The following is a 15,888-nucleotide window of genomic DNA, read 5'->3' on the forward strand; positions in this document are numbered from 1 at the left end:
AACCCGGCAGGGTCCGCGCAGTTATTGCGGTCCTGCTAACTGGAGTGAGACAGTGGATAGAGCGGAAAAACGCGAATTCGTCTCCGAACTGAACGAGGTCTTCAAGGCTTCCGGCTCAGTCGTCGTGGCGAGCTATTCCGGCGTCACGGTCGCGCAGATGAACGATCTTCGTTCAAAGATGCGCGCATCCGGCGGCACCGTTAAAGTCGCGAAGAACCGCCTGGCCAAGATCGCTCTTCAGGGCACGGAGTCCGAAAAGATCAACGGTCTTTTCAAGGGTCAGACGCTTATTTGCTATAGCAATGACCCGATCGTGGCTCCCAAGATCGCCTCTGAATTCGCCAAGACCAACGACAAGCTGGTCATCATTGGCGGAGCCATGGGCTCAACAGGTCTTGATGCCGAAGGCGTAAAAGCGCTTGCGACCCTCCCGTCGCTTGATGAACTGCGCGCGAAGCTGGTGGGTATGATTCAGACCCCCGCGACCCGTATCGCAGGTATTCTTCAGGCACCGGCAGGTCAGCTTGCTCGCGTGTTCGCAGCATATGCCGAGAAGAGCGAAGAAGCCGCATAAGGCGGTACTTCGCTGTCAGACTAACAAAACTCAAGTTCGAACCTATATAAGGAAGTAAGAAAATGGCTGATCTCGCAAAGATCGTTGAAGACCTCTCGGCTCTGACCGTCCTGGAAGCTGCCGAGCTCTCCAAGCTCCTCGAAGAAAAGTGGGGCGTTTCTGCCGCTGCTCCGGTCGCTGCTGCTGCTGTTGGCGGTGGCGCTGCTCCGGCTGCTGCCGTTGAAGAAAAGACTGAATTCGACGTCATCCTGATGGAAGCCGGCGCTAACAAGATCAACGTGATCAAGGAAGTCCGCGCTATCACCGCCCTCGGCCTCAAGGAAGCCAAGGACCTGGTCGACGGCGCTCCGAAGCCGGTCAAGGAAGCTGTGTCGAAGGCTGAAGCCGAAGACATCAAGAAGAAGCTTGAAGCTGCTGGCGCCAAAGTCGAGCTCAAGTAATTCTCTACGTTTACGGTCGGCGGGAGATCGCGTTTTCGCGGTCTCCCACTGTCTGTTTCTGACGTACCGGTTACCCAAAAGCCTGGTGAGCAGGCTTTTGGGTAATGGGTTCTTCAAGAGGATGGTTCCGAACCAGACGAGAAGGCAATCCGGCCTGTCGCCTGCAGAGGAACGAGATTGAACGATCCATTGATAGACGGAGCCGCCTGGCCAGCGCGCTGCGTCCGTTGCAGGCCCGGATGCATTTGATAAGGAGCGACGATGGCTCAGACCCTTTCCTTTAACGGTCGTAGGCGCGTACGCAAGTTTTTTGGTAAAATCCCCGAAGTCGCAGAGATGCCGAACCTCATCGAGGTTCAGAAGGCGTCCTACGATCAGTTCCTCATGGTCAAGGAGCCTGAAGGCGGCCGTCCGGACGAGGGTCTGAACGCGGTCTTCAAGTCCGTCTTCCCGATCACCGATTTTTCGGGTGCGGCGATGCTCGAATTCGTGTCCTACGAATTCGAACCGCCGAAGTTCGACGTTGACGAGTGCCGTCAGCGCGACCTGACCTATGCAGCGCCGCTCAAGGTGACGCTGCGCCTCATCGTGTTCGATATCGACGAGGATACCGGCTCCAAGTCCATCAAGGACATCAAGGAGCAGAGCGTTTACATGGGCGACATGCCGCTCATGACCAACAATGGTACGTTCATCGTCAACGGCACCGAGCGCGTCATCGTCTCCCAGATGCACCGTTCGCCGGGCGTGTTCTTCGACCATGACAAGGGCAAGAGCCACTCCTCGGGCAAGCTTTTGTTTGCTGCCCGCGTGATCCCGTATCGCGGTTCCTGGCTCGACATCGAGTTCGACGCCAAGGACATCGTCTATGCGCGTATCGACCGTCGCCGCAAGATCCCCGTGTCGTCGCTTCTGATGGCGCTCGGCATGGACGGCGAAGACATCCTGTCGACCTTCTACACCAAGTCCTACTACCAGCGGGACGGCAAGGGATGGCGCGTGCCGTTCCAGCCCGAGACGCTCAAGGGCCAGAAGGTTCTCTCCGATCTCATCGACGCCGATAGCGGCGAAGTGGTCGTCGAATCAGGCAAGAAGCTGACCCCGCGCCTCCTCAAGACGCTCGCCGAAAAGGGTCTCAAGGCGCTCCGCGCGTCCGACGACGACCTCTATGGCAACTACCTGGCGGAAGACATCGTCAATCCCTCGACCGGCGAGATCTATCTCGAAGCCGGCGACGAGATCGACGAAAAGACGCTGCCCGTGATCATGGATGCCGGTTTCGACGAGATCCCGGTGCTCGACATCGACCATATCAATGTCGGTGCCTATATCCGCAACACGATCAACGTGGACAAGAACGAGAACCGTCAGGACGCTCTGTTCGACATCTACCGCGTGATGCGTCCGGGTGAGCCGCCGACGATGGAATCGGCCGAAGCGATGTTCAATTCGCTGTTCTTCGACGCCGAGCGCTACGACCTTTCGGCCGTCGGTCGCGTCAAGATGAACATGCGTCTCGACCTCGACGTTGCCGATACCGTGCGTGTTCTGCGCAAGGACGACATCCTGGCCGTGGTCCGGATGCTGGTCGACCTGCGCGACGGCAAGGGTGAAATCGACGACATCGACAACCTCGGCAACCGCCGTGTGCGTTCGGTCGGCGAATTGATGGAAAATCAGTATCGTCTCGGCCTGCTCCGCATGGAGCGTGCCATCAAGGAACGCATGTCGTCGATCGAGATCGACACCGTGATGCCGCAGGACCTGATCAATGCGAAGCCGGCTGCTGCCGCGGTTCGCGAATTCTTCGGTTCCTCGCAGCTGTCGCAGTTCATGGACCAAGTCAATCCGCTCTCGGAAATCACCCACAAGCGCCGTCTCTCGGCACTTGGACCGGGTGGTCTGACCCGCGAGCGCGCCGGCTTCGAAGTCCGCGACGTGCATCCGACCCACTATGGCCGTATCTGCCCGATCGAAACGCCGGAAGGCCCGAATATCGGTCTGATCAACAGCCTCGCTACCTTCGCACGCGTCAACAAGTACGGCTTCATCGAAAGCCCGTACCGCAAGATCGTCGATGGCAAGCTCACGAGCGAAGTGATCTACCTCTCGGCAATGGAAGAGGCGAAGTACTACATCGCCCAGGCCAACTCGGTCATGAACGACGATGCGTCGTTTGCGGAAGAGTTTGTCGTCTGCCGTCATGCCGGCGACGTCATGCTCGCACCGCGCGACAACGTGAACCTCATGGACGTCTCGCCGAAGCAGGTTGTTTCGGTGGCGGCGGCGCTCATTCCGTTCCTTGAGAACGACGACGCCAACCGCGCGCTCATGGGCTCGAACATGCAGCGTCAGGCCGTGCCGCTTCTCCGCGCCGAGGCACCGTTCGTCGGTACCGGCATGGAACCGGTCGTGGCTCGCGACTCCGGTGCTGCCATCGGCGCCCGTCGCGGCGGCGTGGTCGATCAGGTCGATGCGACGCGTATCGTTATCCGTGCGACGGAAGACCTCGATCCGGGCAAGTCCGGCGTCGATATCTACCGTCTCCAGAAGTACCAGCGTTCCAACCAGAACACCTGCATCAACCAGCGTCCGCTGGTCACTGTCGGTGACATCCTGAACAAGGGCGACATCATTGCCGACGGTCCGTCGACCGATCTCGGCGATCTGGCGCTCGGCCGCAACGCGCTCGTCGCGTTCATGCCCTGGAACGGCTACAACTACGAAGACTCGATCCTGCTCTCCGAGCGCATCGTGTCGGACGACGTGTTCACCTCCATCCACATCGAGGAATTCGAAGTGATGGCGCGCGACACGAAGCTTGGTCCGGAAGAAATCACGCGCGACATTCCGAACGTATCGGAAGAAGCGCTGAAGAACCTCGACGAAGCCGGCATCGTCTATATCGGTGCCGAAGTTCAGCCGGGCGATATCCTGGTCGGCAAGATCACGCCGAAGGGCGAAAGCCCGATGACGCCTGAGGAAAAGCTCCTCCGCGCCATCTTCGGCGAGAAGGCTTCCGACGTTCGCGACACCTCCATGCGGATGCCCCCGGGCACCTATGGCACGGTCGTCGAAGTGCGCGTCTTCAATCGCCACGGCGTTGAGAAGGACGAGCGCGCGATGGCCATCGAGCGCGAGGAAATCGAGCGTCTCGCCAAGGACCGTGACGACGAACAGGCGATCCTCGACCGTAACGTCTACGGCCGCCTGATCGACATGCTCAAGGGCCATGTGGCGATTGCCGGTCCGAAGGGCTTCAAGAAGGGCACTGAGCTCAGTCAGTCCGTGATCAGCGAATACCCCCGCTCGCAGTGGTGGATGTTTGCCGTCGAGGACGAGAAGGTTCAGGGCGAGCTTGAATCGCTCCGCGGCCAGTACGACGAGTCCAAGTCGCTGCTCGAGCAGCGCTTCATGGACAAGGTCGAAAAGGTCCAGCGCGGCGATGAAATGCCCCCGGGCGTCATGAAGATGGTCAAGGTCTTCGTCGCTGTGAAGCGCAAGATCCAGCCGGGCGACAAGATGGCCGGCCGTCATGGCAACAAGGGCGTGGTTTCGCGCATCGTTCCGGTCGAAGACATGCCGTTCCTCGCGGACGGTACTTCGGTCGACGTCGTGCTCAATCCGCTCGGCGTGCCGTCGCGCATGAATGTCGGCCAGATCCTGGAAACCCATTTGGGTTGGGCTTGCGCCGGCATGGGCCGAAAGATCGGTGAGATGATCGAGGCCTACAAGGCTTCGGGCGACATCAAGCCGCTCAAGATGACCATGACCGACCTGATGGGCTCCGGCCCGAAGGCTGAACGGGTCTCCGAGTTCGACGACGAGTCGGTGGTTCGTCTTGCCGAACAGTCCAAGCGTGGCGTGTCGATCGCAACGCCGGTCTTCGATGGTGCGCATGAGGCAGACATCAACACGATGCTGACCCAGGCGGGCCTCTCCGAAACCGGTCAGTCGACGCTCTATGACGGACGTACCGGCGAGGAGTTCGACCGCAAGGTGACCGTGGGCTACATCTACATGCTCAAGCTCAACCACCTTGTCGACGACAAGATCCACGCCCGTTCGATCGGTCCGTACTCGCTCGTTACCCAGCAGCCGCTGGGCGGCAAGGCACAGTTCGGCGGACAGCGCTTCGGCGAAATGGAAGTCTGGGCATTGGAAGCATATGGCGCGGCCTACACGCTCCAGGAAATGCTGACGGTGAAGTCGGACGACGTCGCCGGCCGTACCAAGGTCTACGAGGCAATTGTCCGTGGCGACGATACGTTCGAAGCCGGTATTCCGGAAAGCTTCAACGTTCTGGTCAAGGAAATGCGCTCGCTTGGCCTGTCGGTCGAACTCGAGAACACTGTCATCGACGAAGTGCCGGCCGAACTGCCGGACGCTGCCGAGTAAGAAGCACCACATAGCCCGCGCGTTGCCAAAGCGCGCGGGTACCCCACCGGTTCCTTAGGCTGACCGGGCGACGGGAATGAGCCGCGATCGCGGCAAGATGATTTTCAGGCGGCCGGTCAGCCCAAGTGACCGACATCCGCCGAATTTAGGGTATGGCGCCCCAAGGAGACAGGCATGAACCAAGAGGTCATGAATCTTTTCAACCCCCAGGCCCCGGCACAGGTCTTTGATTCCATCCGGATCTCGATCGCTTCGCCAGAGAAGATTCTTTCCTGGTCGTACGGCGAGATCAAGAAGCCGGAGACCATCAACTACCGCACGTTCAAGCCCGAGCGTGACGGTCTTTTCTGCGCGCGTATTTTCGGACCGATCAAGGACTATGAGTGCCTGTGCGGCAAGTACAAGCGCATGAAGTACAAGGGCATCATCTGCGAAAAGTGCGGCGTCGAAGTCACGCTGTCGCGCGTTCGCCGCGAGCGCATGGGCCATATCGAGCTCGCCGCGCCCGTTGCCCATATCTGGTTCCTCAAGTCGCTGCCGAGCCGCATCTCCACGCTGCTCGACATGACGCTGAAGGATATCGAGCGCGTCCTCTACTTCGAAAACTACATCGTCACCGAGCCGGGCCTTACCGCGCTCAAGGAAAACCAGCTGCTCTCGGAAGAAGAGTACATGCTGGCCGTTGACGAGTATGGCGAAGACCAGTTCACCGCGATGATCGGCGCCGAAGCCGTATTCGAGATGCTGGCTGCGCTCGAACTCGAGAAGATTGCAGGCGAACTGCGCACCGAGCTTGCCGACACCACGTCGGACCTCAAGCAGAAGAAGTTGATGAAGCGCCTCAAGATCGTCGAGAGCTTCATCGAGTCCGGCAACAAGCCGGAATGGATGATCATGAAGGTCGTGCCGGTGATCCCGCCGGACCTGCGTCCGCTCGTGCCACTCGATGGCGGCCGTTTCGCGACGTCTGATCTCAACGATCTCTATCGCCGCGTGATCAACCGTAACAATCGTCTGAAGCGCCTGATCGAACTGCGCGCTCCGGGCATCATCATCCGCAACGAAAAGCGCATGCTGCAGGAAGCTGTGGACGCGCTGTTCGACAACGGCCGTCGCGGCCGCGTCATCACCGGCGCCAACAAGCGTCCGCTGAAGTCGCTCTCCGACATGCTCAAGGGCAAGCAGGGCCGGTTCCGCCAGAACCTGCTCGGCAAGCGCGTCGACTATTCCGGCCGGTCGGTCATCGTGACCGGTCCGGAACTGAAGCTGCACCAGTGCGGCCTGCCGAAGAAGATGGCGCTCGAACTGTTCAAGCCGTTCATCTACGCCCGCCTCGACGCCAAGGGCTTCTCCTCGACCGTCAAGCAGGCCAAGAAGCTGGTCGAGAAGGAAAAGCCTGAAGTCTGGGATATCCTCGACGAGGTCATCCGCGAGCATCCGGTTCTCCTCAACCGCGCACCGACGCTGCACCGCTTGGGCATCCAGGCGTTTGAGCCGACACTGGTCGAAGGCAAGGCGATCCAGCTGCATCCGCTCGTCTGCACGGCCTTCAACGCCGACTTCGACGGCGACCAGATGGCCGTTCACGTGCCGCTGTCGCTCGAAGCCCAGCTTGAAGCCCGCGTGCTGATGATGTCGACCAACAACATCCTGCATCCGGCGAACGGCGCACCGATCATCGTGCCGTCGCAGGACATGGTGCTGGGTCTCTACTATCTCTCGATCGTGGCCGAGAACGAACCGGGCCAGGGCATGGTTTTCTCCGACATGGGCGAGCTGCAGCATGCACTCGAAACCAAGTCGGTGACGCTCCACACCAAGATCAAGGGTCGCTACAAGAGCGTCGATGCCGAAGGCAAGCCGACCTCGAAGATCTATGAGACCACGCCTGGTCGCATGATCGTCGGCGAACTTCTGCCGAAGAACCCGATGGTGCCCTTCGATGTCTGCAACCAGGAACTGACCAAGAAGAACATCTCCAAGATGATCGACACGGTCTACCGCCATTGCGGCCAGAAGGACACGGTCATTTTCTGCGACCGCATCATGCAGCTCGGCTTTGCCCATGCCTGCCGCGCCGGCATTTCGTTCGGCAAGGACGACATGGTCATTCCGGATGCCAAGTACACGATCGTCGACGAGACCGAAAACCTCGTCAAGGAATACGAGCAGCAGTACAATGACGGCCTGATCACTCAGGGCGAAAAGTACAACAAGGTCGTTGACGCATGGGGCAAGGCTACCGAAAAGGTCGCCGACCACATGATGCAGCGTCTGAAGGCTGTCGAATTCACTGCCGACGGCCGCCAGAAGCAGATGAACTCGATCTACATGATGAGCCATTCCGGCGCGCGTGGTTCACCGAAGCAGATGTCCCAGCTCGGCGGCATGCGCGGCCTGATGGCCAAGCCTGACGGCTCGATCATCGAGACGCCGATCACGTCGAACTTCAAGGAAGGCCTGACCGTCAACGAGTACTTCAACTCGACCCACGGCGCCCGCAAGGGTCTTGCAGACACCGCCTTGAAGACCGCCAACTCCGGTTACCTCACACGTCGTCTCGTTGACGTCGCGCAGGATTGCATCGTCACGCATGTCGATTGCGGCACCGAGACCGGCCTCACCATGACGGCGATCATCGACGCCGGCCAGGTCGTGGCTTCGATCGGTACCCGTATCCTCGGCCGCACGGCGCTTGACGACATCGACAACCCGGTCACCGGCGAGCGTATCGTCGATGCCGGCAAGATGATCGACGAAGCCAATGTCGTGGATATCGAAAAGGCTGGCATCCAGTCGGTTCGTATCCGTTCGGCGCTGACCTGCGAAATCCGCACCGGCGTCTGCGGCGTCTGCTACGGCCGTGACCTTGCACGCGGAACGCCCGTCAACATGGGCGAAGCCGTTGGCGTCATCGCGGCTCAGTCGATCGGCGAGCCGGGCACGCAGCTCACCATGCGTACCTTCCACTTGGGCGGCACGGCGACCGTGGTCGACCAGTCGTTCCTGGAAGCATCGTATGAAGGCACGGTCACCATCAAGAACCGCAACATGCTGCGGAACTCGGATGGCAACCTTGTCGCGATGGGCCGCAACATGGCGATCCAGCTTCTCGACGAGCGTGGCGTGGAGCGTTCCTCGCAGCGCGTCGCCTACGGTTCGAAGATCCTGGTCGACGATGGTGACAAGGTGAAGCGCGGCCAGCGTCTGGCCGAGTGGGATCCCTACACACGTCCGGTCCTGACGGAAGTCTCCGGCCGCGTCGAGTTCGAAGATGTCGTCGACGGTATTTCGGTCACGGAAACCACCGACGATGCCACCGGCATCACCAAGCGCCAGGTTATCGACTGGCGTTCGACCCCGCGCGGTACGGACCTGAAGCCTGCCATCGTCATCAAGGACGATGCCGGCAACATCCTGAAGCTCGCTCGTGGCGGTGATGCCCGCTACTTCCTGTCGGTCGAAGCCATTCTTTCGGTCGAGCCGGGCACCAAGGCTTCCCAGGGTGACGTGCTTGCACGTTCGCCGATGGAAAGCGCGAAGACGAAGGACATCACCGGCGGTCTGCCGCGTGTTGCCGAACTCTTCGAAGCCCGTCGTCCGAAGGACCATGCGATCATTGCCGAAATCGACGGCACGATCCGCCTGGGCCGCGACTACAAGAACAAGCGCCGCGTCATCATCGAGCCGGCGGAAGACGGCATCGATCCGGTCGAATACCTGATCCCGAAGGGCAAGCCCTTCCACCTTCAGGAAGGCGACTATATCGAAAAGGGTGACTACATCCTCGACGGCAACCCGGCACCGCACGACATCCTGGCGATCAAGGGCGTGGAGGCACTCGCTTCCTACCTCGTCAACGAAATCCAGGAAGTCTACCGTCTGCAGGGCGTGTTGATCAACGACAAGCACATCGAGGTGATCGTTCGCCAGATGCTGCAGAAGGTCGAGATCACCGAACAGGGCGATACCGGCTATATCCCGGGCGACAATGTCGACCGGATCGAGCTGGAAGAGGTCAACGAGCGCCTGATCGAGGAGGGCAAGAAGCCTGCCTATGGCGAGCCGGTTCTGCTCGGCATCACCAAGGCATCGCTGCAGACGCCGTCGTTCATCTCGGCCGCATCGTTCCAGGAGACCACCAAGGTTCTCACGGAAGCTGCGATCGCCGGCAAGCGCGACACCCTGCAGGGCCTGAAGGAGAACGTCATCGTCGGTCGTCTGATCCCGGCCGGTACCGGTGGTACCATGACCCAGATCCGCCGTATCGCTTCGGCGCGCGACGAGATGATCCTCGAAGAGCGCAAGCGCGGTTCGGGTGCCAGCGACGCGACCCCGATGCTGCAGAATCTCGCTTCGGAAGATCAGGTTCCGGCCGGCGAGTAATCGCAAGCACTTGATAAATAACGAAGCCGCCGGGGCGACCCGGCGGCTTTTTTGTTTTCACGAAGCGGCTCATTTGTCAGTTCTTCTTGCTCGTTCGTCATCGCTAAAGTTGTTTATTTCTCTCTATATTGATTTTCCTTGACGTTTTCCTAGGACAGGTACACTTTAGCGCCCGTTGATACTTCACACAGGGGGGATGAAGTCATGGCAGTGTTTACGTATGGGGCCGATCTGCCTTCCTTTGCGGTAGTGCACCAACTTTATGATCTCGACAGCCTCACGCTCGTTGAAGAGGGCAGCACCCCGACCTTTGAAGATCAGAATGGCTACCAGATCGTTCTGACCGGCACCGGGTTTACATACAATTCCGGGGCTATCACGGGCGGTACGGTTACCGGGATTAACCTCTTGGACGACGTCGGCGGCGATCTGCTCAGCGTGACCGGCACCAATCTCGACGTTTTGGATTTGATTGCCGAGTTTGCGGACGAGCCGGATATATGGGCGTTCCTGCAACTGCTGGCGAGCGGCGACGATGTCCATCATGGCAATGACAACGGAACCGTAATCATGATGGGTGACGACCATGGAGACGACGAGGTCTTCTGCGGCGATGGCGGCTCCTATGTTACCGGCACAGAGGGCAATGACACGCTGCACGGTGGCGCGGACTGGGATACGCTCAGCTACGAAGAGACATACTGGTGGCAAGATGCGCGCTTCGGCATCGTTCTGAATGCGGCCAAAGGAACCGTGACCGACAGTTGGCGGGACAAGGACACCTTTTCGGGCTTTGAAGAGTATGGCGGATCCATTTTCAATGACCGCATGACGGGCAGCAAACGTGACGAGGCCTTCAAGGGCCTTGATGGCCGCGACACGATCGACGGCGGCAAGGGGCAGGACCAGGTTCGCTATCACGACGACCACAGGTACGAGGGCGAGGACGGAATCAACGCCAATCTCGCCAAAGGCTTCGTCATCGATGGTTTCGGCAAGAAGGATAATGTTTCCAATATCGAAGGTGTTCTCGGCACCAACGAGAACGACAAGTTTGTCGGTTCGGCGGCCAAGAACTTCTTCGTTGGTCTGGACGGCGTCGACAGCTACGACGGCGGCAAGGGTGCAGACATCGCGCGGTTCTTTTACTGGAATGACATCGGCCAAGGCGGCATCATCGTCGATATGACCCTTGCGACGGGTCAGGTCATCAATGACGGCTTCGGTAATACCGAAACTATGAAGCGTATCGAGGGGATTGACGGGTCGCAGTTCGACGACGAGATCAAGCTCGGTAAGGCCAATGGTTGGATCTATGCTGACGCGGGTGACGATCGCCTGGAAGCGGGCACAGGCCAACAGTGGTTCTCGGGCGGCGACGGCGAAGATACCTTCGTATTCGCGGCGCTGAATACCCTTGGCGACAAGGACACCCGTGACGAGATCGACGACTTCGATCAGGGTCAGGGCGACCAGATCGATCTCTCGGGCATCGGCGGCCTTTTCTTCGGCGGTGAGGGGGCGTTGACCGGAAATGCGGGCGAACTCCGTTATGTTATCGCCGGCGGCAAGACGATCCTCTCGGGTGACGTCAACGGCGACGGGACAGCCGACTTCCAGATCCGGATCAATCAGGAAGTGGAGCTGGAAGGTGGGGACTTCGCGCTCTGATGAAAATGGGATGGCGCCGCGAGATCGGCGCCATTCCCTCGCATTCAGAATGCATTAGAAGCGCTGTTGTGGTCTTGGTCTTCATGATGTTGATGAGTGTCAGGCAAGGCAGTGAGCCAGTTCTCCCGCCGTTTCGCCCAGATTTCGTATGTCGGCTTGAGATCGGTTGGCGCCATGTCGAGGCTGCCCACGCGCAACTCGGCCTCTTCATCCGTCAGGTTGAACAGCCGCGCACCGCAGGCGAAGCAGAAGCTCCGGCCTTCATAGGTCGAGAAGTCGCCGGTGGATGAAAATGCGTGCCGCGGCCAGATGGCGAACATGACGAAGGCCGAACCGCTCTCGCGCCGGCAATCCGCGCAATGGCAAAGACCGACGCCAGAGGGCTCGCCGCGCACTTCATAATGTACGCGGCCGCAAAGGCATTGTCCGGTGCGGATTTTCATGCTGCGCCTCCATCGATCGAGCGTTAACGCTCGGGAAGGGCATTCGATCCCTGATAGGCAGGATCACCCGAAGCGGATGATTGCGACCTCGCCCTCGAGCGCGCCCTGATAGGCCGAGGCATGGGGTTCTTCGTCGGGGGCGCCCATCAGCGTGCCGATCTGGTCGAGGTCGGCTTCGGCGAAGCCTTCCTCGGTCAGCGCGTTGAGCGCCTCGCGCACCGCCGTGTCGTCGTCGGGGGCGCGGAGCATGACATGGATGTCGACGCCCTCGTTATCGTCCTCGGCATAGGCCTTGCCGATGATGATGAAGACGAATCCGCCTTTCGGCATGTTGTCGTTGACGGGATCTTCCATGATGGCGGCCTTCTGCGAGATGCTGGCGATTCTGGTGATGAATGCCACAAGGGGCACATTGTTCGATTCGGTGACGGGAATCACCTGTGCCGGGGTCGCGAAAATGCAGGTCTGTCCTGCAGCCATGGTATTCCGGGCGGCGATGGTGTATAGAATATGGCATATTTTCCTTCGCAGATGCAATATGAGAGAGGTATGGTTGCCCCGATGGGCCGGCGGGCAGCGCCGGATCGGCCATTTGCAGGCACTTGGCGGAAAAAACTCCCTGAAGGTCTTGACGAGGGTAGGTGAAACCTTTAGTACCCGCGCCATCAGAGCCGATGTGGGGCTGGCTGTTTCGGGATGACTCGTCCTGAACTTCGTCCCAAACAAGGTTCAACAAAGCACGTTGATACGAGATTGCTGCACGCATGATGCTCCCGCAAGCGGGGGAATCCTCTGCTTTTTCGGGTCATCTGCCTTTTGGCGGATCGATCCGGTTTTTGCGCATGAATGCTGAGTGCTTTGCCGGTGACGGCAGCAAGTGTGCCCCGAAAGGGTATGGAAAACAGAATTAAGGGGATGGTTACATGCCTACCGTAAACCAGCTGATCCGCAAGCCACGTCAGGCACAGGTCAAGCGCAACAAGGTTCCCGCACTGCAGGAAAACCCGCAGAAGCGTGGCGTATGCACCCGCGTTTATACGACGACCCCGAAGAAGCCGAACTCGGCGCTTCGTAAGGTTGCCAAGATCCGCCTGGTCAATGGCTTTGAAGTCATCGGCTACATTCCGGGTGAAGGTCATAACCTCCAGGAGCACTCCGTGGTCATGATCCGCGGCGGCCGCGTCAAGGACTTGCCGGGCGTTCGCTACCACATCATCCGCGGCGTTCTCGATACCCAGGGTGTCAAGAACCGCAAGCAGCGTCGTTCCAAGTACGGTGCGAAGCGTCCGAAGTAATTCGGGTCACTGAATTCGGGTGCTGCGCGAGGTTCTCCGCGTGGTGAGCATCCTTAGAGATCAAGAGACGAGATAAAATGTCCAGACGTCATAAAGCAGAAAAGCGCGAGATCAATCCGGACCCGAAGTTCGGCGATCTGATCGTCACCAAGTTCATGAACGCCATCATGTATGACGGCAAGAAGTCGGTTGCCGAAACCATCGTCTACGGTGCGTTCGATGCCGCCCAGGCGAAGTCGAAGGCAGAGCCGATCGGCCTCTTCCACACCGCGCTCGACAACATCGCGCCGCATGTCGAAGTCCGCTCGCGCCGCGTTGGTGGTGCGACCTACCAGGTTCCCGTCGATGTTCGTCCGGAGCGCCGTCAGGCTCTCGCGATCCGCTGGCTGATCATTGCTGCCCGCAAGCGCAACGAAACCACCATGGTTGAGCGTCTTTGCGGCGAAATCCTCGACGCTTCCAACAACCGTGGTTCGGCTGTCAAGAAGCGCGAAGATACGCACAAGATGGCTGAAGCCAACCGCGCGTTCTCGCATTATCGCTGGTAATCTCGAAAGAAAGGCAAGCTCCGATGGCTCGCGAATATAAGATCGAAGACTACCGCAATTTCGGTATCATGGCGCATATCGACGCCGGCAAGACCACGACGACCGAGCGCGTACTCTATTACACCGGCAAGTCCCACAAGATCGGCGAAGTCCATGACGGCGCCGCTACGATGGACTGGATGGAGCAGGAGCAGGAACGCGGCATCACGATCACGTCTGCTGCGACCACGACCTACTGGAAGGGCCGTGACGGCAAGACCCGCCGCTTCAACATCATCGACACCCCAGGACACGTCGACTTCACCATCGAAGTCGAGCGTTCGCTGCGCGTTCTCGACGGCGCCATCGCGCTTCTCGACGCCAATGCCGGTGTTGAGCCGCAGACGGAAACCGTCTGGCGCCAGGCCGACAAGTACAACGTCCCGCGGATGATCTTCTGCAACAAGATGGACAAGACCGGCGCCGATTTCTATCGCTCGGTCGAGATGATCAAGACCCGCCTCGGTGCCACCGCCGTCGTTTGCCAGCTGCCGATCGGCGCTGAAACCGAATTCAAGGGCGTCGTCGACCTGATCGAAATGAACGCTCTCGTCTGGCGCGATGAGCAGCTCGGCGCTCAGTGGGATGTCGTCGAAATTCCTGACGACCTCAAGGATGCCGCCGTCGAATGGCGCGAAAAGATGATCGAGCAGATCGTCGAAATCGATGAAGCCGCCACCGAAGCCTATCTCGAAGGCAACATGCCCGACAACGACCAGATCCGCGCGCTCATCCGTCGCGGCACGATCGACGTCAAGTTCTTCCCGATGTTCTGCGGCTCCGCCTTCAAGAACAAGGGCGTTCAACCGCTGCTCGACGCCGTCGTCGACTTCCTGCCGTCGCCAATGGATATTCCGGCGATCAAGGGTATCGACTTCAAGACCGAGCTGGAAATCGAGCGTCATGCCGATGACAGCGAGCCGCTTTCGATGCTGGCCTTCAAGATCATGAACGACCCGTTCGTCGGTTCGCTCACCTTCTGCCGCATCTATTCGGGCAAGCTCGAAAAGGGCACCTCGGTTCTCAACACGGTCAAGGACAAGCGCGAGCGCGTCGGCCGCATGCTGCAGATGCACTCGAATTCGCGTGAAGACATCGAAGAAGCCTTCTCGGGCGACATCGTCGCTCTCGCCGGTCTCAAGGATGCCACCACCGGTGACACGCTCTGCGATCCGCTGAAGCCCGTTATTCTCGAGCGCATGGAATTCCCCGAGCCGGTCATCCAGATCGCCATCGAGCCGAAGTCCAAGGGCGACCAGGAAAAGATGGGCCTAGCGCTCAACCGCCTGGCTGCCGAAGATCCTTCGTTCCGCGTCAAGACCGACGAGGAATCCGGCCAGACGATCATCGCAGGCATGGGTGAACTTCACCTCGACATCCTTGTCGACCGCATGCGTCGCGAGTTCAAGGTCGAAGCCACTGTCGGCGAGCCTCAGGTTGCCTATCGCGAAACGATCACGCGCGAGCATACCGAAGACTACACCCACAAGAAGCAGTCCGGTGGTACCGGCCAGTTCGCCCGCGTCAAGCTTGTTTTCAAGCCGAATCCCGATGGCGACGACTTCAAGTTCGAGTCCAAGATTGTTGGCGGTGCGGTGCCGAAGGAATATATCCCGGGCGTTGAAAAGGGTATCGCAAGCGTTCTGACCTCCGGTCCGCTCGCAGGCTTCCCGATGCTCGGTGTCATGGCGACACTGATCGACGGCGCCTACCATGATGTCGACTCCTCGGTTCTGGCATTCGAAATCGCCTCCCGCGCCTGCTTCCGTGAAGCAGCCAAGAAGGCCGGTGCCCAGCTGCTCGAGCCGATCATGAAGGTCGAAGTCGTGACGCCTGAGGATTATGTCGGTGACTGCATCGGCGACCTCAATGCCCGTCGCGGCCAGATCCAGGGCCAGGAAGCCAGAGGCGTTTCGGTCGTTCTCAATGCGTTTGTGCCACTGGCCAACATGTTCAAGTATGTGGACAAGTTGCGCTCGATGTCGCAGGGCCGTGCCCAGTACACGATGTCCTTCGATCACTACGCGCCGGTCCCGTCGAACGTGGCCCAGGAAATCCAGGCAAAGTATTCCGGTCAGCGTTGATCGGAATACA

10 protein-coding genes are annotated in these 15,888 nt (G+C 59.5%); 8 read left to right on the plus strand and 2 right to left on the minus strand.

Annotated features, from left to right (window positions below; genetic code table 11):
• Positions 1-52 precede the first annotated feature (52 nt).
• The 5 genes from rplJ (at position 53) to ACSQ26_RS09055 (ending at position 11,469) form a co-directional block, all read left to right on the plus strand.
• On the plus strand, positions 53-574 hold the full coding sequence (gene rplJ, locus ACSQ26_RS09035) for a 50S ribosomal protein L10 (RefSeq protein WP_436008242.1): 522 nt from the start codon (positions 53-55) through the stop codon (positions 572-574).
• Between the two features lie 62 nt (positions 575-636).
• Positions 637-1,014 (plus strand): 50S ribosomal protein L7/L12, encoded by a 378-nt coding sequence (gene rplL, locus ACSQ26_RS09040; protein WP_436008243.1) that lies wholly within the window; start codon positions 637-639, stop codon positions 1,012-1,014.
• Between the two features lie 261 nt (positions 1,015-1,275).
• On the plus strand, positions 1,276-5,412 hold the full coding sequence (gene rpoB, locus ACSQ26_RS09045; protein ID WP_436008244.1) for a DNA-directed RNA polymerase subunit beta: 4,137 nt from the start codon (positions 1,276-1,278) through the stop codon (positions 5,410-5,412).
• 174 nt (positions 5,413-5,586) lie between these two features.
• The gene (rpoC, locus tag ACSQ26_RS09050; protein WP_436008245.1) at positions 5,587-9,798 is read left to right on the plus strand and encodes a DNA-directed RNA polymerase subunit beta'; all 4,212 of its coding nucleotides are present in this window, start codon (positions 5,587-5,589) and stop codon (positions 9,796-9,798) included.
• A gap of 204 nt (positions 9,799-10,002) precedes the next feature.
• Positions 10,003-11,469 carry a type I secretion C-terminal target domain-containing protein gene (locus ACSQ26_RS09055; protein ID WP_436008246.1) on the plus strand — a complete coding sequence of 489 codons (1,467 nt, stop codon included), beginning with the start codon at positions 10,003-10,005 and terminating at the stop codon, positions 11,467-11,469.
• A gap of 44 nt (positions 11,470-11,513) precedes the next feature.
• Here ACSQ26_RS09055 and ACSQ26_RS09060 read toward each other — a convergent pair whose 3' ends face one another.
• Both ACSQ26_RS09060 and ACSQ26_RS09065 read right to left on the minus strand, forming a co-directional pair.
• Entirely contained in the window at positions 11,514-11,912 is a 399-nt protein-coding gene (locus ACSQ26_RS09060) for a GFA family protein (RefSeq protein WP_436008247.1), read from the minus strand.
• A gap of 63 nt (positions 11,913-11,975) precedes the next feature.
• Complete coding sequence (locus tag ACSQ26_RS09065) at positions 11,976-12,266, minus strand: transcriptional regulator (RefSeq protein ID WP_258162827.1); 291 nt, start codon at positions 12,264-12,266, stop codon at positions 11,976-11,978.
• Between the two features lie 569 nt (positions 12,267-12,835).
• Between ACSQ26_RS09065 and rpsL the strand changes: the two genes are divergently transcribed.
• The 3 genes from rpsL (at position 12,836) to fusA (ending at position 15,878) form a co-directional block, all read left to right on the plus strand.
• On the plus strand, positions 12,836-13,207 hold the full coding sequence (gene rpsL, locus ACSQ26_RS09070; protein ID WP_137153564.1) for a 30S ribosomal protein S12: 372 nt from the start codon (positions 12,836-12,838) through the stop codon (positions 13,205-13,207).
• Between the two features lie 77 nt (positions 13,208-13,284).
• A complete protein-coding gene (gene rpsG / locus ACSQ26_RS09075; protein ID WP_436008248.1) occupies positions 13,285-13,755 on the plus strand; it encodes a 30S ribosomal protein S7 in 471 nt (156 codons plus the stop codon).
• A 23-nt stretch (positions 13,756-13,778) separates the two neighbouring features.
• Positions 13,779-15,878: an elongation factor G gene (fusA, locus tag ACSQ26_RS09080; RefSeq protein ID WP_436008249.1), complete on the plus strand. Its 2,100-nt coding sequence runs from the start codon at positions 13,779-13,781 to the stop codon at positions 15,876-15,878.
• The last annotated feature ends 10 nt before the right edge of the window (positions 15,879-15,888 follow it).

Source organism: Rhizobium sp. LjRoot254 (assembly GCF_964254105.1).
Classification (GTDB): Bacteria; Pseudomonadota; Alphaproteobacteria; order Rhizobiales; family Rhizobiaceae; genus Rhizobium_E.

Coding starts and splice junctions, on each gene's coding strand:
- rplL (WP_436008243.1), top strand. CDS start 637: ATGGCTGATCTCGCAAAGATCGTTGAAGACCTCTCGGCTCTGACCGTC.
- rpoB (WP_436008244.1), top strand. CDS start 1,276: ATGGCTCAGACCCTTTCCTTTAACGGTCGTAGGCGCGTACGCAAGTTT.
- rpoC (WP_436008245.1), top strand. CDS start 5,587: ATGAACCAAGAGGTCATGAATCTTTTCAACCCCCAGGCCCCGGCACAG.
- ACSQ26_RS09055 (WP_436008246.1), top strand. CDS start 10,003: ATGGCAGTGTTTACGTATGGGGCCGATCTGCCTTCCTTTGCGGTAGTG.
- ACSQ26_RS09060 (WP_436008247.1), bottom strand. CDS start 11,912: ATGAAAATCCGCACCGGACAATGCCTTTGCGGCCGCGTACATTATGAA.
- ACSQ26_RS09065 (WP_258162827.1), bottom strand. CDS start 12,266: ATGGAAGATCCCGTCAACGACAACATGCCGAAAGGCGGATTCGTCTTC.
- rpsL (WP_137153564.1), top strand. CDS start 12,836: ATGCCTACCGTAAACCAGCTGATCCGCAAGCCACGTCAGGCACAGGTC.
- rpsG (WP_436008248.1), top strand. CDS start 13,285: ATGTCCAGACGTCATAAAGCAGAAAAGCGCGAGATCAATCCGGACCCG.
- fusA (WP_436008249.1), top strand. CDS start 13,779: ATGGCTCGCGAATATAAGATCGAAGACTACCGCAATTTCGGTATCATG.